Annotated in this window: 18 protein-coding genes; 10 read left to right on the top strand and 8 right to left on the bottom strand. The window is 64.3% G+C overall.

Annotated elements, in window-relative coordinates:
- Nucleotides 1–2: 2 nt before the first annotated feature.
- Genes NKI31_RS21560 through NKI31_RS21550 form a run of 3 tightly spaced genes read right to left on the bottom strand, consistent with a single transcriptional unit; the run spans nucleotide 3 to nucleotide 1,986 of the window.
- A complete protein-coding gene (locus tag NKI31_RS21560; RefSeq protein WP_023748245.1) occupies nucleotides 3–602 on the bottom strand; it encodes a DNA-3-methyladenine glycosylase in 600 nt (199 codons plus the stop codon).
- Nucleotides 603–619: 17 nt separating this feature from the next.
- Entirely contained in the window at nucleotides 620–1,000 is a 381-nt protein-coding gene (locus NKI31_RS21555; protein ID WP_023681284.1) for a nuclear transport factor 2 family protein, read from the bottom strand.
- A gap of 8 nt (nucleotides 1,001–1,008) precedes the next feature.
- A complete protein-coding gene (locus NKI31_RS21550) occupies nucleotides 1,009–1,986 on the bottom strand; it encodes a threonine ammonia-lyase (RefSeq protein ID WP_023748246.1) in 978 nt (325 codons plus the stop codon).
- 195 nt (nucleotides 1,987–2,181) lie between these two features.
- On the opposite strand from NKI31_RS21550, the gene NKI31_RS21545 reads away from it, so the two are divergent.
- Both NKI31_RS21545 and NKI31_RS21540 read left to right on the top strand, forming a co-directional pair.
- Nucleotides 2,182–4,203, top strand: a complete 2,022-nt coding sequence (locus NKI31_RS21545) for a hydantoinase/oxoprolinase N-terminal domain-containing protein (RefSeq protein WP_352595217.1) — start codon at nucleotides 2,182–2,184, stop codon at nucleotides 4,201–4,203.
- Nucleotides 4,204–4,336: 133 nt separating this feature from the next.
- Entirely contained in the window at nucleotides 4,337–6,508 is a 2,172-nt protein-coding gene (locus tag NKI31_RS21540) for a malate synthase G (protein WP_352595214.1), read from the top strand.
- A gap of 205 nt (nucleotides 6,509–6,713) precedes the next feature.
- On the opposite strand, the gene NKI31_RS21535 is transcribed toward NKI31_RS21540, so the two are convergent.
- Both NKI31_RS21535 and NKI31_RS21530 read right to left on the bottom strand, forming a co-directional pair.
- Complete coding sequence (locus NKI31_RS21535; RefSeq protein ID WP_352595211.1) at nucleotides 6,714–8,246, bottom strand: YifB family Mg chelatase-like AAA ATPase; 1,533 nt, start codon at nucleotides 8,244–8,246, stop codon at nucleotides 6,714–6,716.
- A gap of 250 nt (nucleotides 8,247–8,496) precedes the next feature.
- Complete coding sequence (locus NKI31_RS21530) at nucleotides 8,497–9,561, bottom strand: glycosyltransferase (RefSeq protein ID WP_155921611.1); 1,065 nt, start codon at nucleotides 9,559–9,561, stop codon at nucleotides 8,497–8,499.
- Between the two features lie 184 nt (nucleotides 9,562–9,745).
- On the opposite strand from NKI31_RS21530, the gene NKI31_RS21525 reads away from it, so the two are divergent.
- Nucleotides 9,746–10,819 carry a glycosyltransferase family 2 protein gene (locus tag NKI31_RS21525; RefSeq protein WP_023714454.1) on the top strand — a complete coding sequence of 358 codons (1,074 nt, stop codon included), beginning with the start codon at nucleotides 9,746–9,748 and terminating at the stop codon, nucleotides 10,817–10,819.
- 92 nt (nucleotides 10,820–10,911) lie between these two features.
- Here the strand turns inward: NKI31_RS21525 and gshB are convergent, their stop codons facing one another.
- From gshB to NKI31_RS21510, 3 genes are all read right to left on the bottom strand, one after another.
- Nucleotides 10,912–11,865, bottom strand: coding sequence for a glutathione synthase (gshB, locus tag NKI31_RS21520; RefSeq protein ID WP_023821715.1), 954 nt, complete (start codon nucleotides 11,863–11,865; stop codon nucleotides 10,912–10,914).
- A 135-nt stretch (nucleotides 11,866–12,000) separates the two neighbouring features.
- Nucleotides 12,001–12,375: a GtrA family protein gene (locus NKI31_RS21515; RefSeq protein ID WP_023821716.1), complete on the bottom strand. Its 375-nt coding sequence runs from the start codon at nucleotides 12,373–12,375 to the stop codon at nucleotides 12,001–12,003.
- A gap of 4 nt (nucleotides 12,376–12,379) precedes the next feature.
- Entirely contained in the window at nucleotides 12,380–13,384 is a 1,005-nt protein-coding gene (locus NKI31_RS21510; protein ID WP_023821717.1) for a glycosyltransferase, read from the bottom strand.
- A gap of 124 nt (nucleotides 13,385–13,508) precedes the next feature.
- Between NKI31_RS21510 and NKI31_RS21505 the strand changes: the two genes are divergently transcribed.
- From NKI31_RS21505 to NKI31_RS21475, 7 genes are all read left to right on the top strand, one after another.
- The gene (locus NKI31_RS21505) at nucleotides 13,509–15,308 is read left to right on the top strand and encodes a hypothetical protein (protein ID WP_023755347.1); all 1,800 of its coding nucleotides are present in this window, start codon (nucleotides 13,509–13,511) and stop codon (nucleotides 15,306–15,308) included.
- A gap of 100 nt (nucleotides 15,309–15,408) precedes the next feature.
- Nucleotides 15,409–16,758, top strand: a complete 1,350-nt coding sequence (locus NKI31_RS21500; protein WP_023673185.1) for a putative bifunctional diguanylate cyclase/phosphodiesterase — start codon at nucleotides 15,409–15,411, stop codon at nucleotides 16,756–16,758.
- Between the two features lie 169 nt (nucleotides 16,759–16,927).
- Entirely contained in the window at nucleotides 16,928–17,695 is a 768-nt protein-coding gene (locus NKI31_RS21495; protein ID WP_023673186.1) for an SDR family NAD(P)-dependent oxidoreductase, read from the top strand.
- A 5-nt stretch (nucleotides 17,696–17,700) separates the two neighbouring features.
- A complete protein-coding gene (locus NKI31_RS21490; protein ID WP_031201383.1) occupies nucleotides 17,701–18,645 on the top strand; it encodes a 2-dehydro-3-deoxygalactonokinase in 945 nt (314 codons plus the stop codon).
- A gap of 22 nt (nucleotides 18,646–18,667) precedes the next feature.
- Nucleotides 18,668–19,309, top strand: a complete 642-nt coding sequence (locus NKI31_RS21485) for a 2-dehydro-3-deoxy-6-phosphogalactonate aldolase (RefSeq protein WP_352652504.1) — start codon at nucleotides 18,668–18,670, stop codon at nucleotides 19,307–19,309.
- Complete coding sequence (locus NKI31_RS21480) at nucleotides 19,309–20,184, top strand: SMP-30/gluconolactonase/LRE family protein (protein WP_196814867.1); 876 nt, start codon at nucleotides 19,309–19,311, stop codon at nucleotides 20,182–20,184. The genes NKI31_RS21485 and NKI31_RS21480 overlap by 1 nt, the downstream gene beginning before the upstream one ends.
- Nucleotides 20,185–20,287: 103 nt before the next feature.
- Nucleotides 20,288–21,349: a D-alanine--D-alanine ligase family protein gene (locus tag NKI31_RS21475; protein WP_352652503.1), complete on the top strand. Its 1,062-nt coding sequence runs from the start codon at nucleotides 20,288–20,290 to the stop codon at nucleotides 21,347–21,349.
- Nucleotides 21,350–21,428 lie beyond the last annotated feature (79 nt).

Below are 21,428 nucleotides of genomic sequence, written 5' to 3'. Positions count from 1 at the left end.
GTTCAGGAATTGAGCGATCGCGGACCGCTGACGAACGGACTGCCTCTGACATAGAACCGCAGCGGGCGGTCCGCATCCTTCGTGATGCCGATGCGGATGCCTTGGCCGATGTCGCTGGCCTGATGCTCGTCGGCTGCCAGCCATAGCGGGCCTTGGCGGCACAGATCGAGGCCGTCCAGCGAACGGTCGATCCGCAATGCCTGGGCGAGCCGCCCCGGCCCGCGCGCCAGGTCGCGCAGGCGCTCCACGCCCCGGTTCAGCCGCATGATGGCGATGCCTTCGAGCGGCTCCAGCGCCCGGATCAGCACGCCGGTGCCGGTGCCCGGCCCCTCGCTTGAGACATTGAGCATCCAGGAGACCCCATAGGCGAGATAGACGTAGGCGTGTCCGGGCCCGAGGAACAGCGAACGGTTGCGCGGCGTCATGCCGCGATAGCCGTGCCCGGCGGCGTCGCCGGTGACATAGGCCTCGGTCTCGACGATACGGCCGCTGACGATGCCTTCCGGCAGCTCCCGCACCACGAGCTTGCCGATGAGATAGCGGGCGAGATCGGCCGTATCATCAGGCAGTTCGGCACGATCGAGCGGATGGTGGCCGGTCATGCTACCGCCGCCGTGTTTCAAGGTATCCGTTCGACCCATTGCGCGCGCGACTGCCCCGGCTCGAACGGATCGCCGAAATACTGGGTCTCGCGAACCACTTTGCCATCGACGAACTCCATGATGCTCACCGTATAGGACGGAATCCCGTCATAGGTCAGGACATATTCGGTGATCCAGAGGTCGCCTGACCCGGTGATCCGCCGCACGGCAAAGCGCTTCCGGTTGGGCTGCGTGGCGCGCGACGACTGGATGTTGTGCCGTCCGCTGATGCGCTCGCCTGATTGCGGATAATCGAGCACCGCGTCCTCGCGATAGATCTGATGCTCCGTCTCGAGATCATTGGCATCGGAGGCAGCCCAATGGCGATCGAGAGCCGCCCTTATCTCAGCGTCTGCCATATCGGTTCTCAGGCCGCGGCCATGATCTCGGCATAGGTGGTGAAATCGACATTGCCGCCTGACAGCACGACGGCGACGCATTTGCCCGACAGTTCGATCTCGCCTGACGAGAGCGCCGCCAGCGCCACGCAGCCGCCGGGTTCGACCACCAGCTTGAGATGGGCCATGGCGTCGCGCACCGCCTGTGCGGCCGCCTTGTCGGAGACGGCGATGGCGCCGGCGAGGTTCTTGCGGTTGATCTCGAAGGTGATGGCACCGGGCTCTGCGGTGAGGATGGCATCGCAGATCGAACTGTGGCCGGGCTCGTTGGAAACCCTTTTTCCTTCGATCAGCGAGCGGCGGGTGTCGTCGAAATGCTCGGGCTCAACGGCCCAGACTGCTGTGGCCGGCGAGGCATCCTTGACGGCGATCGAAATGCCGCTCGTCAGGCCGCCGCCGCCACAGGGAATGACGACCGCATCGAGGCTGACGCCGAGCGCTTTTGCCTGGCGCGTCAGTTCGAGACCGATCGTGCCCTGGCCGGCGATGATGGCCGGATCGTCGAAAGGAGGCACCAGCACCATGCCCTTGTCCATGTAGGGTCGCACCACCGTCATGCGGTCGTCGCGAAAGCGGTCGAACGGCACCACTTCGGCGCCCATCTTGCGGACATTGGCGATCTTCATCGCCGGCGCGTCGGCCGGCATGGCAATGACCGCCTTGACGCCGAACATGGCAGCCGCCGCGGCGACGCCCTGAGCATGGTTGCCTGAGGAGAAGGCGACGACGCCGCGGCTGCGCTCTTCTTCGCTCAGCGAAGACAGTTTGTTGTAGGCGCCGCGGAACTTGAACGAGCCGGTGCGCTGCAGCGTCTCCGGCTTGAACAGGATGCGGCCGCCGAAGCGTTTGTTGAGTTCCAGCGATTCGATCAAGGTCGTTTCGGCGATCAGGCCGGAGAGGCGCGCGGCGGCGGCATGGATGTCGGCGATGCCGGGGAGCGTGGTCATGGCGAAGTCCTGAAAGGGATGAGATCGGCGCATGGTGCACGCAAAGGCAGGCCACGCACCAATGAAAAAATGTGACCGTTACAAAGTTTGGCGGGCATGAGCGGCGACGAGGGTCAAACTGGCCCACCTCTCCCGCCTTTATCAGCCGGGCCGTATCGGCTAAGGGCGGGGGAGCAGAATCCCGGACCGCCAGACATGACCGCCAAGCCAAAACCCCTGTTTCTCGGTATCGACACCGGTGGCACCTATACCGATGCCGTGCTGTGGTCGGAACAAGGCGGGCCAAAAGGCAAGGTGCTGGCCAAGGCCAAGGCGCTGACCACGCGGCACGATCTTGCCGTCGGCATTTCCGGCGCGGTCGATGCGGTGCTGGGAAAATCGGCCACCGATCCGGCCGCGATCAAACTCGTGTCGATGTCGACGACGCTCGCCACCAATGCGCTGGTCGAGGGCCAGGGTGGGCGTGTGGCGCTCATCATGATCGGCTTTACCGGGGCCGACCTTGCGCGCGACGGGCTGAAGACGGCGCTCGGCACCGATCCGGTGGTGTTTTGTCCGGGCGGCCATGACGTGCACGGCAATGCGGCCAAGCTCGATCTGTCGGGGCTGGAAGCAGCACTCCCTGAACTCGGCGCCTCGGTGTCGGGCTTTGCCGTGTGCGCCTATTTCGCCACCCGCAACCCGGCGCATGAACTCGCCGCGCGCGACCTCATCCGCGAAAAGACCGGCCTGCCGGTGACCGCCAGCCATGAATTGTCGGCCAAGCTCGGCGGTCCGCGTCGCGCGCTCACCACCTTGCTCAACGCCAGGCTGATCTCGATGATCGACCGGCTGGTGGCGGCAACCGAAGGATTTTTGGAGGCCCGCAACATCGTAGCCCCCCTGATGGTGGTGCGCGGCGATGGCGCGCTGGTTTCGGCGGCGTTTGCCCGCCAGCGGCCGATCGAGACCATCCTGTCCGGCCCGGCCGCCAGCCTGGTCGGCGCCCGCCACATGACGGGCCTGGACAACGCCATGGTGTCCGACATTGGCGGCACCACCACCGATGTCGCCGTGCTCGACGGCGGCCGTCCCCGGCTCGATCCCGAAGGCGCCACTGTCGGCGGCTTCCGCACCATGGTCGAGGCGGTCGCCATGCGCACTTTCGGCCTCGGCGGCGATTCCGAGGTGGCACTGGAAGATGGCGCGCTCAACCCGAAAATCCTGCTCGGGCCGCGCCGCCTGGTGCCGCTGGCGCTGGCCGGCATGATGCATGGTGTTTCCGTGACATCGGAGCTCGAGCGCCAGCTCAGGGCGCCCAACCCCGGCCGCATGGACGGCCGCTTTGCGTTGCGCACCGGCGTGCCGGACAGGCTCGCCGCCGGCCTGACCGCGCCCGAGGCGAAACTGTATGAACTGATTGGTGCGGTGCCGCTCGCCATCGACAGGCTGCTCACCTCGAACGCCCAGAACGCCACGCTGAACCGGCTGGTCTCGCGCGGTCTTGTGCATATCTCGGGCTTCACCCCCTCGGACGCCGCCCATGTGCTCGGCAAGCAGGCCAACTGGGACCCGCTTGCGGCCCGGCTCGGCGCCGAACTGTTTGCCCGCAAGCGTGATGGGCGAGGCCAGTACATCGCGCCGTCTCCGGAGGTGATTTCCGAACGGGTGCTGCTGACGCTGACGCGCTGGTCGGCCGAATACATTCTGGAGACCGCCTTTGCCGAAGACGGGCTGGATGGCGCCGCCACCGTCGCGCATGCGCTGGTGCAGCGCGCCGTCGATTCCCATCCCGGCATCGCAAGGCTCAGCGTCGCGCTCGATCGTCCGGTCATTGGCCTCGGCGCCTCGGCGCCGCTGCACTATGCCGGCTTGGCCGAGCTGGTCGGTAATGAGTGCGTGGTGCCGGAGGATACCGACGTCGCCAACGCGCTCGGCGCCGTCGTCGGCCAGGTCCGCGTCTCGGCCGAAGCCCGCGTCAGCCAGCCCAAGGAAGGTTTGTTCCGGGTCGCGTCGGGGCAAACGGTGCGCGACTTCACGGACGAGGCCAAGGCGATCGCGGCAGCGGAGGCTGATGTGCGGGCGATCGTAGCCGAGCGGGCGAAGGATGCCGGCACGGATAATGCCGAGATCGACGTTTCGACCGAGTTCAAGGTGTCTACCGTTGAGGCCCAACGGATGTTTATCGAAGCGCATGTGGTGGCGGTTGCATCGGGTCGGCCGAGGATTGCGGTTTAGGTAATCTCCCCCCTTGGGGTCCCCTTGGGGGGAGATCAGCAGCTTCAAAATCCCCGCCTTCACCCTAAGCTGAATTGACCCTTCACCCCTGACATGCCAAAGGCCGCAAAGCCTTTCATCTGGAGAAGCCCTGATGACCGATCGCGTCGAGATCGCCGGATTGCGGATTGCCCGCGAACTGCATGACTTTGTCGGCGAAGCGCTGCCGGGTACCGGTATTGCCGCCGACGCCTTCTGGAACGGCTTTTCGTCCATCGTCCATGATCTCGCGCCGAAGAACCGGGCGCTGTTGGCCAAACGCGACGCCATGCAGGAACAGATCGACGCCTGGCACCGCGCCAATGGCGCGCCCATCGATATGGAGACCTACAAAAGCTTCTTGCGTGAGATCGGCTATCTCGTGCCCGAAGGGCCGGCCTTTTCCGTGTCGACCGACAATGTCGACCCCGAGATCGCCACCGTTGCCGGGCCGCAGCTGGTGGTGCCGGTGATGAATGCGCGTTATGCGATCAACGCCGCCAATGCCCGCTGGGGCTCGCTCTACGATGCGCTCTACGGCACCGACGCCATTGCCGAGACCGGTGGCGCCGAGAAGGGAAAAAGCTTCAACCCCGTGCGCGGCGCCAAGGTGGTTGCCTGGGCGAAGAGTTTTCTGGACGAGTCCGTGCCGCTCACCTCGGGCAAATGGGCCGGCGTGAACGGGCTGACGGTTTCGGGTGGCACCTTGCGGCTCGGCGCCGGCGCCGGCGGCACCACACTGGCCAACCCGAAACAATTTGCCGGCTACCGCGGCGACGGCGCCAACCCGGAAGCCATCCTGCTGGTCCAGAACGGCCTGCACATCGAGATCCTCATCGACCGCACCAACCAGATCGGCCGCACCGACCCGGCCGGCATTGCCGACGTGATCCTGGAATCGGCGCTGACCACCATTCAGGACTGCGAGGATTCGGTCGCGGCGGTGGATGCCGAGGACAAGGTCATCGTCTACCGCAACTGGCTCGGCCTGATGAAGGGCGATCTGGCGGAGGAAATCAGCAAGGGCGGCAAAACCTTCACGCGCAAGCTCAATCCGGACCGCGCCTGGACCGCGCCCAGTGGTGGCGCGCTGAGCTTGCCTGGCCGCTCGCTGATGCTGGTGCGAGACGTCGGTCACCTCATGACCAATCCGGCCATCCTCGACCGCGATGGCAACGAGGTGCCGGAAGGCATCTTGGATGCGGCGATGACGGCGCTGATCGCGCTGCACGATGTCGGCGCCAACGGGCGTCGGATGAATTCCCGCGCGGGCTCGATGTATGTGGTGAAGCCGAAGATGCATGGGCCGGAGGAAGTCGCCTTCGCAGTCGAGATTTTCGACCGCGTCGAAGCGCTGCTCGGTATGGCGGCAAACACCATCAAGATGGGCATCATGGACGAGGAGCGGCGCACCACCGTCAACCTCAAGGAGGCGATCCGCGCCGCCAAGGAACGCGTCGTGTTCATCAACACCGGCTTCCTCGACCGCACCGGCGACGAGATCCACACCTCGATGGAAGCCGGGCCGATGATCCGCAAGGGCGACATGAAGCAGGCCGCCTGGATCTCCGCCTATGAGGCGTGGAATGTCGATATCGGGCTCGAATGCGGGCTCGCCGGTCATGCCCAGATCGGCAAGGGCATGTGGGCGATGCCCGATCTGATGGCGGCGATGCTGGAACAGAAGATCGCGCATCCCAAGGCCGGCGCCAGCACCGCCTGGGTGCCGTCGCCGACGGCGGCGACGTTGCACGCCACGCACTATCACAAGGTCGATGTCCATGCCGTCCAGGCGGCGCTCAAGAGCCGGCCGAAGGCGAAGCTCGATGATATATTGTCGGTGCCGGTGGCGGTGCGGCCGAACTGGACCCCCGACGAGATCCAGCGCGAACTCGACAACAATGCGCAAGGTATTCTTGGCTATGTCGTGCGCTGGATCGACCAGGGCGTCGGCTGCTCGAAAGTGCCCGACATCAACGATGTCGGCCTGATGGAAGACCGCGCCACGCTGCGCATCTCCTCGCAGCACATCGCCAACTGGCTGCACCACAAGGTGTGCTCGCAGATCCAGGTGATGGATTCGCTGCGGCGCATGGCAGCGATCGTCGACCTCCAAAATGTCGGCGACCCGCTCTACCGCCCGATGGCCACCGATTTCGACAATTCCATCGCCTTCCACGCCGCCTGCGACCTGGTGTTTAGAGGCCGCGAACAGCCGAATGGCTATACGGAACCGGTGCTGCACGCACGGCGGCTGGAGCTGAAGGCGAAAGAGCGGGCGAATTAGCGCCTGCATTTCCCTCCCCCTTGAGGGGAGGGTGGCCCGAAGGGCCGGGTGGGGTCCTGCGTGAAGTGCGGCGACTCCCTTCGGACGACACTACAAGCAATGTCATTGCAGAGGCCCTTTCTCGGCTCGGCTCCAAAAAGATCGACCATTCTTCGGCGACCCCCACCCTGCCGCTTCGGGGCCACCTTCCCCTCAAGGAGGAGCGTTACGCCGCCTGCGCCACCCGCTCCGACATCATGCGGTAGGAAATCGCCTCGGCCAGGTGAATGCGGCCGACGGTTTCTCTCGCTTCGAGATCGGCCAGCGTGCGCGCCACTTTCAGCACCCGATGATAGGCGCGCGCGGAAAAGCCGAGCTTTTCGCTGGCGTCCTTCAACAGAGACAGGCCGGCGGCATCCGGCATCGCGATGTCCTCGATAACAGAAGGCGAGCAATGCGCGTTGGTGGTCGCGCTGGTCACGCCGAGCCGCTCGAACCGTTCGCGCTGGATGGTGCGGGCGCGCGCGACGCGCTGCGCAACGGCGGCACTTTTCTCCGCCCGATCCGGCCGGATCAGATCGGCGGCCGAAACCGCAGGCACCTCGATCCTGAGATCGATGCGGTCGAGCAGCGGGCCGGAAATGCGCGCCTGGTAGTCGGTGCGGCAGCGCTCACCGCGCAGGCAGCGATAGCCGGGCTCGCCGGCCATGCCGCAACGGCACGGGTTCATCGCCGCCACCAGCTGGATGCGCGCTGGATAGGTGACGCGGTGGTTGGCGCGCGCGATCATGCAGTCGCCGGTCTCCAGTGGCTGGCGCAGCGCATCCAAGGTCTGCGGCGTGAATTCGGGAAACTCGTCGAGGAACAGCACGCCGTTATGGGCAAGCGATACTTCGCCCGGCCGCGCCCTGATGCCGCCGCCGACCATTGCCGCCATCGAAGCCGAATGGTGCGGGGCGCGGAACGGCCGCCGGTCGGTGAGCTTGCCTTCGCCGAGCTCGCCGGCCACCGAGGCGATCATCGAGACTTCAAGAAGTTCCTTGGGCGCCAGTGGCGGCAGAATTGAAGGCAGCCTCTGCGCCAGCATCGATTTTCCCGAGCCGGGAGGCCCGACCATCAACAGATTGTGGCCGCCGGCCGCCGCCACTTCCAGCGCCCGCTTGGCGCTTTCCTGGCCCTTGATGTCTGAAAGGTCGGGCAGGTCGCGGGCCGAGACATGGATGCCGGGCTCGGGCCGCGACAGCACCTGCGTGCCGCGAAAATGATTGGCGATGGCAATCAGGCTGCGCGGCGCCAATATGTCGAAATCCTTGCCCGCCCAGGCCGCTTCCGGCCCGCAGCCGAACGGGCAGATCAGGCCCTTTCCCTCGGCATTGGCGCCGATCGCCGCCGGCAGCGCGCCGGCGACCGTGGCAATGGTGCCGTCGAGCGACAATTCTCCGAGCACGACATAGGAGGCCAGCATGTCGCCCGGAATGGCGCCGAGTGCAGCCATCAGGCCGAGCGCGATCGGCAGGTCGTAATGGCTCCCTTCCTTAGGAAGATCGGCAGGCGCCAGGTTGACCGTCACCTTCTTCGACGGCATCGACAGCCCCGACGCATGCAGTGCCGCCTGCACGCGCTCGCGGCTTTCGGCCACCGCCTTGTCGGCCAGCCCGACGATCTGCATGCCGACCTTGCCCGGCGCGATCATCACCTGGACATCGACCGGTACGGCCTCGATGCCCTGGAAAGCAACCGTGCGAACCCGCGCCACCATCTTGCTCTGCCCCCGGATATCGGCTCGCCTCGGCCTTGTGGTTCAGACCGCGAGCGACGTCAGGACAAGACAACCATAGATTTCAGGCCAAGGCAAGAACATTACAGGAACATGCATTCGTGGTGGCTGCAGCGCGCTGTGCCGGTTGCAAAAAAGGAAGATGGTCAAGCAAAATGGAACGGCTGCTCCGCCTCCTCGACCGCGTTTAACAAGGGCGACTAGGCCCTTCGGCGATCTGAGGGTGTTGCTTCTAAGCGGTGATGAAGGCATCGACCGAACCTGAAAGCGATCGATCGATCGCGACCTGCGGTGGAAGCCACTCCATGACAGGATATCTGAAAGGCCAAGGCAGGGCGATCCGGCGCGAAGAGCCGCTCTCCAGAAAAATCTCGTTTACAAGGTCTATGAACCGCCCGCGGTCTCGTTCGATTCGTTTCAAAGTTTGCGAACGAATGTAATCCCGGGGAATTCGTCGCTCCTTCAGCGCTAAGACAGCCTCCGCGATGGATCGAGGATCGGGTGGAACTGTGAGCGAATAGTCGTCATCCAGATAAAGGTCTCGGCCGCCATGGTTCGGCGTCGTGACCACTGGAAGGCCCGCGAGAAGATATTCCGTGCTGGCGAACATTGGTCCTTCCAGGTGAGAGAGACAGATTCCCACGGCTGCACGATTTAGATGCGTGTTCACCTGAGCCGGTGCCAATCGGACAGGCTTGCCGGTGCCGTCAAACTCGTTGATAAAGACGTGATGCGGCGCGAGCTCCCTATGCCGATTTATTCGCGCTCTTTCCGACTCCGTCGTGGAGGATCCGCTTGAATCTCGATAGAAGACAAATGCGCAACGCTGGATGCCAAGCGACAAGTCATGGCGCTTCCACGGAGCCAGCTGCGCATTGTAGATTGCATCAAATTCTACAGGGACGTCATCGAGAGGCCTGAATATGTGTTCGGAGGTTGTTGACGTCTTGTTGTGCAGGACGGCGGCCTCGCCGGACTGATTCAACAGATCAGCCTCGGCCTGAGTGTTGGATAGGAAGATTAGCGAGTGACGGGGGTTCTTGAGTCTATGCAGAACGGCATAGGTCCGGATGGTTTTGACGCTAGCACTGTTTTCGATGGACCAGGTTGGCGAGATGAGAAACCAGGCGCGGTGGCCGCGTGGAAGGAAAGGCATATGACTTGCTAATCCGAGCGGCGTACCGGACATTCCCGAATAGGATATGAACGGATCGTCCGACAGCAAACTGGCCTGAAGAGCAGGTTGCGACTTCGCGGAAGGGTGCCCTTTTCTGAGGTTGTGGCCATGACGCAGCATGGCTCTGACAATCTCGAATTTGGTAGGAGGGCGATACCCGTGCTGTAGGGTCAACATGCGGCAATTGCGATCTTGAGTGCGGAGAAAAACTCGCTTCGATAGAGAGAAATTTGGCAAAGAAACACCGCCATTTGATCGACGGAATATCTCAGGCGATCAAATCTGGTGTACGGAGAAGCGCCTCTTGAAAGAAAACATCGTCCCAAGCGGAGCTGGTTCTCACATCGCGCTACCAACCGTATCCGTTTGCGTAGGCTGTTTCAATCAAGAGGCATTCATCGACACTGCGATCCGATCCGTAGCGGCGCAGACATACACTGCGTTCGAATGCGTGGTGGTCGATGATTTTTCGACCGACGGTTCCCGCCGAAGGATTGAAGAGTGTCTGTCCCAGCTTGGCGACAGTCGTTTCCGCTTTCTGCCCCGACTGCAAAATGGCGGGCAGTTGACAGCAATGATGACCGGGCTTGACGCGACAGCCGGGCCCCTGATCTCCTTTCTTGACGGTGACGATGCTTGGCATCCTGACTTCATAGAATGCCATGTGAGAGCGCATCTCAGCCAAACCCGTATCGCGGCAATGTCGAGCTCCGATGAGGTGGTGATAGATACGGCCGGCAACCTGCTTGCGGGCGGTCATCCCGTATTCCACCTGAACGACCCGCGATCGATGCCGAAAATGAGCGGCTACCTGCATGTCGACACCGAAGCTGACCCGACATTATTATTTATTGATCGGGGTACCGTGGGTTGGTTTTGGTCAACCACATCGGGGATGATGTTTCGTCGAGCTCCGCTTGAAATCATGCGTCCATCCGATCCGGACGAAATAAGGATATGTGCCGATGGTTATATGGCTCGTGCCGCCCATATGATCGGCGGAACCGTGAGGATTGGGCGGGCTCTTGGCAGTTATCGGCTTCACGGCGGCAATGGCTGGGCGGACGGGCGCATCCTGGGTACCGGAGTTGGCCTCGGCAGGATGTCGCCTGATACTGAAATAGCGATACGGCGGGCACTGGCCAATCGTTGGTGCGAAGTGGCGCCGGGACTGGCGCATTTAATCTCCCGCCACTCAATGCGCAGGACCTTGGTCGACCTGATCGGACTGTCTGCGGCTTTTGCATTGCTGGAAAAGAACTCCGATGCGGGTTTTCTGCTGAAAGACTGGGCAACACCACAGCGAAAATTGCAGACCAGACTTATCGGTCTCCTTCCTCCGAAACTGAGGCCTCGGCGCTTCCGGGACATAGTTTGATTTGATGAGCCGCTTGCTCGGCAGTCTTACCCGATAAAGAGCATCTTTCGATGCTTCTCTGGACCCACCAAAGTCCTCCGTAGCAACGCACACTACGCGGCCAAATTCCGCCGCTTCGCCTCTACCGCGTCCCAGAACAGGCTGGCGATATCCGCGCCACCAAAGCGTTGCACTTCGCGCACGCCGGTTGGCGAGGTCACGTTGATCTCGGTCATGTAGTCGCCGATCACGTCGATGCCGACCAGGATGAAGCCGCGCTCTTTCAGCGACGGGCCGATGCGGGCGCAAATCTCGCGTTCGCGCTCCGTCAGCTCGGTCTTTTCGGCGCGGCCGCCGACATGCATGTTGGAGCGGGAATCGTGGTCGGCCGGCACGCGGTTGATGGCGCCGACCGCCTCGCCGTCGATCAGGATGATGCGCTTGTCGCCCTTGCGCACATCCTTCAGATAGCGCTGGACGATATACGGCTCGCGTGACAGCTGGGCGAACATTTCGAGCAGTGAGGCGAGGTTGCGATCGTCTCCCTTGAGATGGAAGATGCCGGCGCCGCCATTGCCATAGAGCGGCTTGACGATGATGTCGCCGAATTCCTTGCGGAAGGCCGCGACCTCCTGGGGATCCTTGGTGATCAGCGTTTCGGGCATCAGATCGGGGAATTCGGTGACGAAGATCTTTTCCGGGCTGTTGCGCACCCAGGCCGGGTCGTTGACGACCAGTGTCTTCGGGTGAATGCGCTCCAGAATATGCGTGGTGGTGATGTAATTCATGTCGAAGGGCGGATCCTGGCGCAGCAGGATCACATCCATCTCCGACAGGTCGGTGCGCACCTTGTCGCCCAGCGAAAAATGATTGCCCTTCTCGTCGCGGAGCTTCATCTCCTCGATGCGGGCAAACACCTTGCCGCCCAGCATCGACAGCCGGTCCGGCGTGTAGTGGAACAGCTGGTGCCCGCGCCGCTGCGCCTCCAGCGACAGCGCAAACGACGTGTCGCCGGCGATCGAGACGGTGGAGACATGGTCCATCTGGACGGCGATCTTCAGGGTCATCTTTTGGTCTCCAGCGGGTCGAGCAAGTCCAGGAAAAGTGCGTAGCGGTTTTCCGTCCGGAATTGCGGCAAGGCAAGTCGCCGATATACGGAACTTGGCGGCTTCTGCCAATCGCGCTTGCTTGGCCCAGACCCCCTAACAGTCGAAGACCAGCCGGGAGTAACCGAGGAACGACAGCGCCATCGCTACCAGCGAGGCGATCGCAAGTGCCGCCAGCGGCGGCATTGCCGGCAGCGCGAACAGGATGGCGCAGTAGACGAGATAGTTGACGATGCTGGTGGCGATGCCGACGCCGCCATAGCGCGCACCCTCGCTAGCCACGCCGCGGCTCGACGGCGAAAAGGTCAGGTGCCGGTTGATCTGCCAGGTGACGCACAGCGCAAAGCCGATCGACAGGACACGGGCGACGAAGGGACCGAGCGGCGTCACCGCCAAGAGCAGCCAGAGCGCCGCGGCATCGGCGACGAAACCAACGCCGCCGGCCAGGACGAAGCGGACGAGCCGGCTCACGGCCTCAGGCGGCCCGGGGCGTCTTGCCCGGTTCGGCCTTCGGGATTTCACCAGTGCGTTCGCGCCGTTCGACCCGGCCCGACGGCACCGAGAGATAAAAAATGCGCTTCTGCTCGGCGCGTCCGCGCGATACCGAATCGAGGATCAATCCGGTCACCATCGCAAGCATCGAGAGCAGCAGCAGGCCGACCGACAGCACCCAGGTCGGCATGCGCGGCACGAGGCCGGTCTGGGCGAATTCGATCAGCACCGGCGTCATCAGGGCAAGGCTCGACGCCAGGAAGAAAATCGCGAAGGCGCCGAAGAAGCGCAGCGGCTGCGTTTCCTTCATCAGCATGGCGAACATCCACAGGATCCTGGCGCCGTCGCGATAGGTCGACAGCTTCGACGACGATCCCTCAGGCCGGCGGCCATAATCGAGCGCGATCTCGCTCACCGGCAGTTTGAGCTGCGAGGCATGCACCGACATTTCGGTCTCGATCTCGAAGCCGCCGGAAACCGCGGGAAAGCTCTTGACGAAACGCCTCGAGAAGACGCGGTAGCCGGAGAAGATGTCGGTGAAGTCGGCGCCGAACAGCCGCTTGTAGAGGCTGTTGAAGATGCGGTTGCCGAAGGCATGGCCGGAACGGCCGGCATCGTCGGTGACGCCGCGCCTGGTGCCAACCACCATGTCGCAGCGCTCGGTCTGCAGGATGTTGATCAGCAGCGAGGCATCTTCCGGCGCATAGGTGCCGTCGCCATCGGCCATCAGATAGATGTCCGCATCGATGTCGGCGAACATGCGCCGCACGACATTGCCCTTGCCCTGGCGCGGCTCGCGGACGACGATGGCGCCCGCTGCGCGCGCCTTGAGCGCGGTCAAATCCCTGGAATTGTTGTCATAGACATAGATCTCGGCCGATGGCAGCGTCTCGCGAAAGCGCCGCACCACCTCGGTGATGGTCAGTTCCTCATTGTAGCAAGGCAGGAGCACGGCAATGGCCGGCTCATGGCGGACTTCGTGCGGCATTTCCGTCTCCCGACACCCGGCGGAGCCTCCGGCCGCGCTCATATGCGGCCTCGCTCAGGCGACTTTACTATTTATTGAAGCTGTTAAGGCTAGGTTTAAGGCCGCAGTCTTTCCGACGAAGGTCATGATGATGAACGCAGCCAAGGCGGGTGCTTCCTCCTGGAAGTCCGATATGACGCTGGCGCTGCTTGCCATGCTGGTGGTGCTGGCTGTCAATGCCGCCACGGGCTTTCGCGAATTGAGCAATGCCGGCGGCGACAATGACAGCCTGCTGCGGCTGGTCGAGGTTCGCGACATGCTGGCCGGCCAGGGCTGGTTCGACCTGCATCAGTACAGGATGGGGCCGGAAGGCGGTTTCGTCATGCACTGGTCGCGGCTGGTCGACGCACCGCTCGCCGCCATCATCCTCGCCGCCTCGGCGCTGACCGGCAGCATGGCCATGGCCGAAGCGATCGCGCAGGTGCTGTGGCCGGCGCTGCTGTTTTGCCTGGCGGTGTTCTTCCTCGCCCGTGCGGCGCGCAGCTTCGCCGGCGTCGGCGCGGTGCTGCCGGCGGTCGTTATCGGCGCGGCGGCGCTGCATTTCATCGGCATTTTCTTGCCGGGTGCGCTCGATCATCACAATGTCCAGCTGACGCTGACCATGGCCAGCCTCAGCCTGCTGCTCGAGGCGCCGGCGCGTCGCTGGGCGGCGCTGATTTCCGGGCTGTGTGCGGCCCTGACGCTGGCCGTCGGCATGGAAACCGCGCCCTATGTCGCCACCATCGGCGCCTGCATCGCTTTGCTGTTCGTCGTCGATCCCGGCGGCGAACGCCGGATCGCCAGGGATTTCGGTCTCGGCTTTGCCGGCGTTTCAGCCCTGGTCTTCGTCAGCACCATCCCGCCATCGGCCTGGGGCCAGGCGCAGTGCGATGCCTTCTCGGCCGTACAATTCGTCGTCGCGGCAATCGCCGGACTGGGCCTTGCCGCCGTGACGTCGCTCAAGGTGTCCAACGGCACGGCCGGACGCCGCCTGATTTCGCTCGGCCTGCTCGCGCTTGTGCTGGGCGCCGTTGTCGCGGCGCTGTTTCCGCAATGCCTTGCGGCTCCCTACGCAACTCTCGATCCGCGCCTCAAGGAATTGTGGCTCGATCACATCGACGAGGCGCAGTCGCTGTTCAGTATTGCCGCCAGCGAGCCGGCCTCGCTGGCGGCGCGCTATGTCACGCCGCTGGTGGCGATCGCGCTGATGGCGCTTCGCCTGCGCGGACCATGGCGCCGCCAGGACAGCCTCGTCGGCGCCTTGCTGGTCGGCGCCTTCATCGTCAGCGCCTGGCAGGTCCGCGGCTCGACATTCTCGATCGCCTTTGCCGTCATCCCGCTGTCGGCCTGGATCGCAAGCTGGCGCGAACGGGCGAGGATCAGCCCTGCGCGCAGCGTATCGCTGCGCATGGCGGCGGTCTGGGTGGTGTCGGTGAATGCCGTCTGGGCCGGCGCTGCCGCCGCGACGTCGAGCGTGTTCGAGGCCAACAAGGTCTCGGTCGAGGCACAGGACACCGACAGCGATCCGTCCTGCGAGCGCAAGGCCTCCTTCGCGGCGTTGGCCCGGCTGCCGGACACCACGGTGCTTGCCATTTCCAATCTCGGCTCGCCCATCCTGGCCTATTCCGGGCACCGCGTCTTTGCCGGCCCCTATCATCGCAACATCGCCGGCGACCTGCTTGCGCTCGATGCCTTCCTCGGATCGGCGGACCAGGCGAGGACGATCGCGGCGGCTCACCACGTCGGCCTGATGGCGCTCTGCCGCGGCAGCGCCGAAAGCAAGATGCTTGCCGCCAAGGCGCCGCAAGGCTTCCTGGCCAGGCTGATGCAGGGAAGCGTCCCCGATTGGCTCGAACCGGTGGCCGAAACGCGCGGAACCCCGGTCGAACTCTACCGCGTCCGCTAAAGCATCATTCGCCAGCGAAAAATCGATTTCGCGATACGCTTCCTAAACGCTTTGCTGCCAGTCTCAGCCTAAATTTCGGGCGTCACAAACAGGGATACCGATGCAAACGACGTTTGGCACCGGGCAGGCAAGCAGGGAAAACTCGGATCTGGCGTTCACCGATGCGCTGACCGGGCTTGGCAACCATCGCCGCTTCTTCGACAAGGTCGATCGCCTGATCAGCGACCGTGCAGACGATCCCGCGCCGTTCACGGTCGGCATTCTCGACCTCGACGGCTTCAAGCCGATCAACGATCTGTTCGGCCACAAGGCCGGCGACGACATATTGATCCAGGTGGCGATGCGGCTGCGCGCCTCGATGGACAGCCACTCTACTGTCTGCCGCATCGGCGCCGACGAATTCGCCTTCCTCTACCCGATGGTGTTCTCGGAGGAGGCGGCGGCCGAGAAGTCGCGCATGATGATCGAAATCCTGTCGGCGCCCTACGATGTCGGCGAACGCACCGCCAGGCTTTCGGCCTCGGTCGGCTGCTCGCTCTTTTATTCCGGCGACGAAACCACGGAAATCCTCGTCAACAAGGCCGAAACGGCGCTCTACCACGCCAAGCGTTCGGGCCGTGGCCGCGTCGTCGTCTACACCCGCGAAATGGAAGAGGCGGCCAAGCGCGTCACCCGCATCGAACAGGCGCTGCGCCGCGCCGTCTCGGCCGGTGAGGTCGAGCCGCATTTCCAGCCCATCGTCGATCTGACCACCCGCCGCACCATCGGCTTCGAGACGCTGGCGCGCTGGACCGATCGCGACCTCGGCGTCGTCCCGCCGACCGTGTTCATCCCGATCGCCGAAGAGCGCGGCATCATCGGCCCGCTGTCGCAGCTGGTGCTGCGCAAGGCGGCCGAAGCGGCGCGCAGCTGGCCGAAGGACCTGTTCCTGTCCTTCAACCTGTCCCCCTCGCAGCTCGTCGACCAGAACACTGGCCTGCACATATTGTCGATCCTCGACCGCACCGGCTTCGATCCGCGACGGCTGGAGATCGAGATCACCGAAACCGGCCTGATGAACGATCCGGCCTCGGCCGAGAAGATCGTCGAGGACCTGCGTCGCGTCGGCATCCGAGTCTCGCTCGACGATTTCGGCACCGGCCAGTCCTCGCTCGGCCGCTTGCGCGAATTCCATTTCGACAAGCTCAAGATCGACCGCGCCTTCGTCTCCTCGATCCTCGACGACCGCCCGTCGGAACACATCATCCGCGCCATTCTGGCCATGTGCGAAGGGCTCGGCATGGATGTCGTCGCCGAAGGCATCGAGGAGGAGGCGCAGGCCGACCGCCTCGTTCAGTTCGGCTGCGCCGGCGGCCAGGGCTATCTCTTCGGCAAACCGGTCGACGCCGACGCCACGCTCGGCTACCTCCGCGATTCCTATCGCGGCGCCCTCTACGCCAAGGCAGTCTGACCGGCGGTCTTGCCTGCGTCGAGCAAGTCAGCGGTGCGAGCCAAGATCGACTGTGCCCGCCATGTTGCGGCCTTTTGTCTGACATAAGCCAATCAAATCGCCGTTTTCGCCCTTGCTCCCCGGACTTGGCTGGATAGGATGCGCGCCGACCGGACCGGGAGATGAAGATATGATGCCATCGGCCGATTTTGCCGACCTCAGGGGAGCCTCGGTGCTGATCACCGGCGGCGGTTCCGGAATTGGTGCGGCACTGACCGAGGGCTTCGTTCGCCAGGGCGCCCATGTCGCCTTCATCGACATCGCCGATGGCCCAAGCACGCTGCTTGCCGACCGCGTCGAAAAAGAACTTGGCCGGCGACCGCTCTACCTCAAGACCGATTTGCGCGACGTCGAGGCGTTGCGCGCTTCGGCCGCCAAAGCGGCTGAGGCACATGGCGACGTCACCGTGCTGGTCAACAATGCCGCCTGGGACGAACGCCACGACGTCGCCGACGTTACCGTCGAGTTCTGGGACAACAATCTCGCCGTCAATCTGCGCCCGCATTTCTTCACCGCACAGGCGGTCGCGCCGGGCATGAAGCGGGCCGGCGGCGGTTCGATCATCAACTTCACCTCAACCTCCTATCTCATCAACCACCCCGATATGCCGGCCTACACCGCCGCCAAGGCCGGCATACTCGGCCTCACCAAAGGTCTCGCGGGCAAGCTTGGGGTCGACGGCATCCGCGTCAATGCGATTGCGCCGGGCTGGGTGATCACCGAGCGGCAGCGGGAACTCTGGGTCACCGAGCAGGGGCTCGCCGCCCATGTCGCCAAGCAATGCATCAAGCAGGTCATGCAGCCCGACGACATCGTCGGCACGGTGCTGTTCCTGGCCTCCGACGCCTCGCGTATGCTGACGGCGCAGATGTTAATCGTGGACGGGGGTTTCCTGTGAGCCCGGTGAATCAAAATCCGGCCAAAGGCACGCCGGCAGTCGCCGCCGTCGACTGGGGCACGACCCGCATGCGGGTCTGGCTGGTCGACGAGGCGGGCGGGGTGCTCGCCGAGCGTCGCGGCGATGATGGGTTGATCACCGCGCAGCAAAAAGGCTTTTCGACCATCCTCGAGGGCCATCTGGCGGCGCTCGGCGCACCTGACACACTGCCGGTCATCATCTGCGGCATGGCCGGCTCGCGCCAGGGTTGGCTGGAAGCGCCTTACGTCATCGTGCCGGCGCCGCTCAGTGCCATCCTCGCGGGGGCCGCCCGCATTCCCGGCCAGAGCCGCGACATCCGCATCGTGCCTGGCCTGGCGCAACGCTTGGAAGATGCGCCGGACGTAATGCGCGGCGAGGAAACCCAGCTTGCCGGCGCCGGTTTGCCGGCAAAAGGTCGCCATCTCGTCTGCATGCCCGGCACCCATTCGAAATGGGTTCTGGTCGAAGACGGCGCGGTCGACGGCTTCTGCACCTGGCCGACCGGCGAGCTGTTTTCGGTGCTGGCCACTCACTCTATCCTGCGCCATTCGCTGGGCGAGAGCCCGAAGCCGGTCACTCCGGACAATCCGTTCTTCCAGGAATGGTGCCGCAAGGCTTTGGCGGAGGGCGGCGATGTCACCTCGCGGCTGTTTTCGATCCGCGCCGCCGGCCTGCTGCAGAACCTCAAGGCCGACGATGCCGCCGCTTGCCTGTCCGGCCTGCTGATCGGCGGCGAGATCGCCTCGGCGGGCCGCCGCTATGGCGAAAGCACCACCGCAATCGTGCTGGTTGCGTCCGGCTCGCTAGCAGCCCTCTACCGGCAGGCGCTCGACCTTGCCGGGCTTGCCGTCAGGACGGTCGACGCCGACGAGGCGGTGCGTGCCGGGCTTATCGAAGCGGCGCGAGAAAATGGCATGATCGCCAAATGACGCACCAGAGTGGAGTGACAGCGTGACCCAGACCGCACCTTTCCCGAAGCTGAAGCGCGGCCTCGTTGCCATCCTGCGCGGGCTGAAGCCGTCCGAGGCGGTGGCCATCGGCCAGGCGCTGTTTGACGCCGGCATCGAAGCCATCGAGGTGCCGCTCAATTCGCCGGAGCCGTTTTCATCGATCGCCAGCATTGTCACCGCATTGCCCAAGACAACGCTGGTCGGCGCCGGCACGGTGCTGACTTCAGCCGATGTCGACGCCCTGGCCAAGGCCGGCGGGAGGCTGCTGGTCAGCCCCAACATCGATGCCGACGTCATGGCCCGCGCCATGCACCATGGCATGGTAACGATGCCAGGCGTGTTCACCCCCACCGAAGCTTTTCAGGCGATTAGGCTTGGGGCTTCGGCGCTCAAATTCTTCCCGGCAAGCGTGCTCGGGCCTAGCGGCATTTCGGCGATGCGGGCCGTGCTGCCGGCCGATACCGTGGTCGGCGCCGTCGGCGGCGTTTCCGACAAAGACTTTGCCGGCTACAAAGCCGCTGGGGTGACTGCTTTTGGTCTTGGCTCCAGCCTGTTCAAACCCGGCATGAGCGTCGACGAGGTGGCCTCGCGCGCGCAGGCGGCGGTGACGGCCTGGGATGCGGCCTTCGGCGGAGCGGCATGATGGAAAACGTTTCGGTTTTCTCGGACCATGTCTGCGAACTCGGCGAGGGGCCGAGCTACGATCCCGCCACCGATACGCTGTTCTGGTTCGACATCGTCAACGGCCTTCTGCTGGAGCAGGGCGTCGCTTCCGGCGCGCTGAAGGTCCACGACCTCGGCCAGATGGCCAGCGCCATCGCCATCATCGACGACCATCGCCAGCTCATCGCCACCGAGACCGGCCTGCATGTCCGCGACGTCTCGACCGGCAAGCTGACGCTGCATACGCCCATCGAGGCCGACAATGCGCTGACCCGCTCCAACGATTCGCGCGTCCACCCTTGTGGCGCCTTCTGGGTCGGCACGATGGGCAAGGGTGAGGAGAAGGGCGCGGGCGCCATCTACTGGTTCTTCAAGGGCGAATTGCGCACGCTTTACACCGGCATCACCGTGTCGAACTCGATCTGTTTCTCGCAGGATGGAACGATCGCCTACTACACCGATACCGCGACCGGCCTGTTGATGCGCGTCGCCTGCGATCCGGCGACGGGCCTGCCGGTCGGCGAGTCCAAAGTGTTCGTCGACCATCGCTCGTCGCGGGGCTATGTCGACGGCTCGGTTGTCGACCGTGACGGCGTGCTGTGGAACGCGGTCTGGGGCGGCAAGGCAGTGAAGGCTTATGCGCCGGACGGCACATTGTTGCGCGAGATTGCCGTGCCGGCGGGGCAGTCCTCGTGCCCGGCCTTTGTCGGCGCCAAGGCCGATCGGCTGGCGGTGACCTCGGCCTGGAAAGGCAAGGACGACAAGCAGCGCAAGCTCGACCCACAGGCCGGCATGACCTTCCTGCTCGACATCCCCGTCAACGGCCGCTTCGAGCCGCGCGTGCTGATCGCCTGAGCGTACCGGTTGTCGTGCAGGCGGCGGGCGCGGGTCGATTTCGCGCAAGCCGATCGCATTGGCCGTGCGATGGTGTGGCTGCATCACCGAGAAGCTTTGACCCATGCCGCGCCCGACCTTGATCCTCGTCTACGAGCCTGAAAAGGCCTGTTTCGACAGGCTGGTCGCCGATGGTTTTCCTGCCGAGCGTGCCTTGGAAATCTCGTCCTATCTGGCGCAATCGACCGATCTCGCGCCCGAATTCGATGAAATCACCGCCGCTTGCGGGCGGCGCGGCCTCGCCTTCATGCCGGTTGCACTCGACGATGCGGCAAGCGCGCTGGCGAAGGCCGATCCCGCAACCACGCTTGTCTGGACGCTGACCGACGGCATTGCCTATTTCCGCGGTGCTGCAGCGCCCGCACTTGCCAGGCTGAACGGGCTTAGAACCATCGGAGCCGACGATGCGCTGTTCGCGCTTTGCCAGGACAAGTTCCGCTCCGGCGCCGTGCTTTGCGCGCTCGGCCTGCCGGCGCCGCAGGCAGGCCTGGCCCGCGACGGCCGCTGGCTGGCCGCCCCGCCAGCTTCGGAAGCCGGCTGGTTCGTCAAGCCGAACCGGCTCGGCTCTAAGGTAGGCATCTGGCCGGATTCACGCTGCAACGACCTGGCCCATGCGCTGGAGCTTAGCCGGCGGGTCTATGCCGCTTATCGCGACGATGTCGTCGTCCAGCCCTATGTCGGCGGTCGCAATGTCCGCGCCAGCTTCCTTGGGCTGCAAACGGATGCCGGGGCGGAAGCGCTCGGCATTGCGTTCGTCGACTCCGGCGGCGATTTCCAGACCATGGCGGACTCGATGGCGCTTTACGGCGACACCGGCGAGGCCGCCAAGGCGGCTGGACTATACAGCGAGCCGGTGCTGGAGGCGGTTGCCGACACCCAGCCGGCAGCCGCGGCAACCATCCGCCGCATCGCCGAGCGGCTGGTCAGCGGACTTGGCCTGCGCGACGTGTTTTCCATCGATTTCAGGGTCGAGGCCACCGATCATGCCCACCTCATCGAGTTCGAAGTCTGTCCCGGCCTGCCCTGCTTCGATTTCCGCGCCTATTGCCGGCTGCAATGGAGCATGACGCTGGCCGATGCGGTTGCCGAGACGGCGGCGAACCGACTGAACCGACAGGCGATCTGAAAGGCCGCGGGGACCGGCACGACCTACCGCGCCTTGACGGCTTTTGCTCCACCTTTAGTGTCGCGGGACAGTCCTCAGG

The organism is Mesorhizobium sp. M0659 (assembly GCF_040320605.1).
In the GTDB taxonomy this organism is placed as follows: Bacteria; Pseudomonadota; Alphaproteobacteria; order Rhizobiales; family Rhizobiaceae; genus Mesorhizobium.
This window is presented reverse-complemented; position numbering and strand designations above follow the sequence as displayed.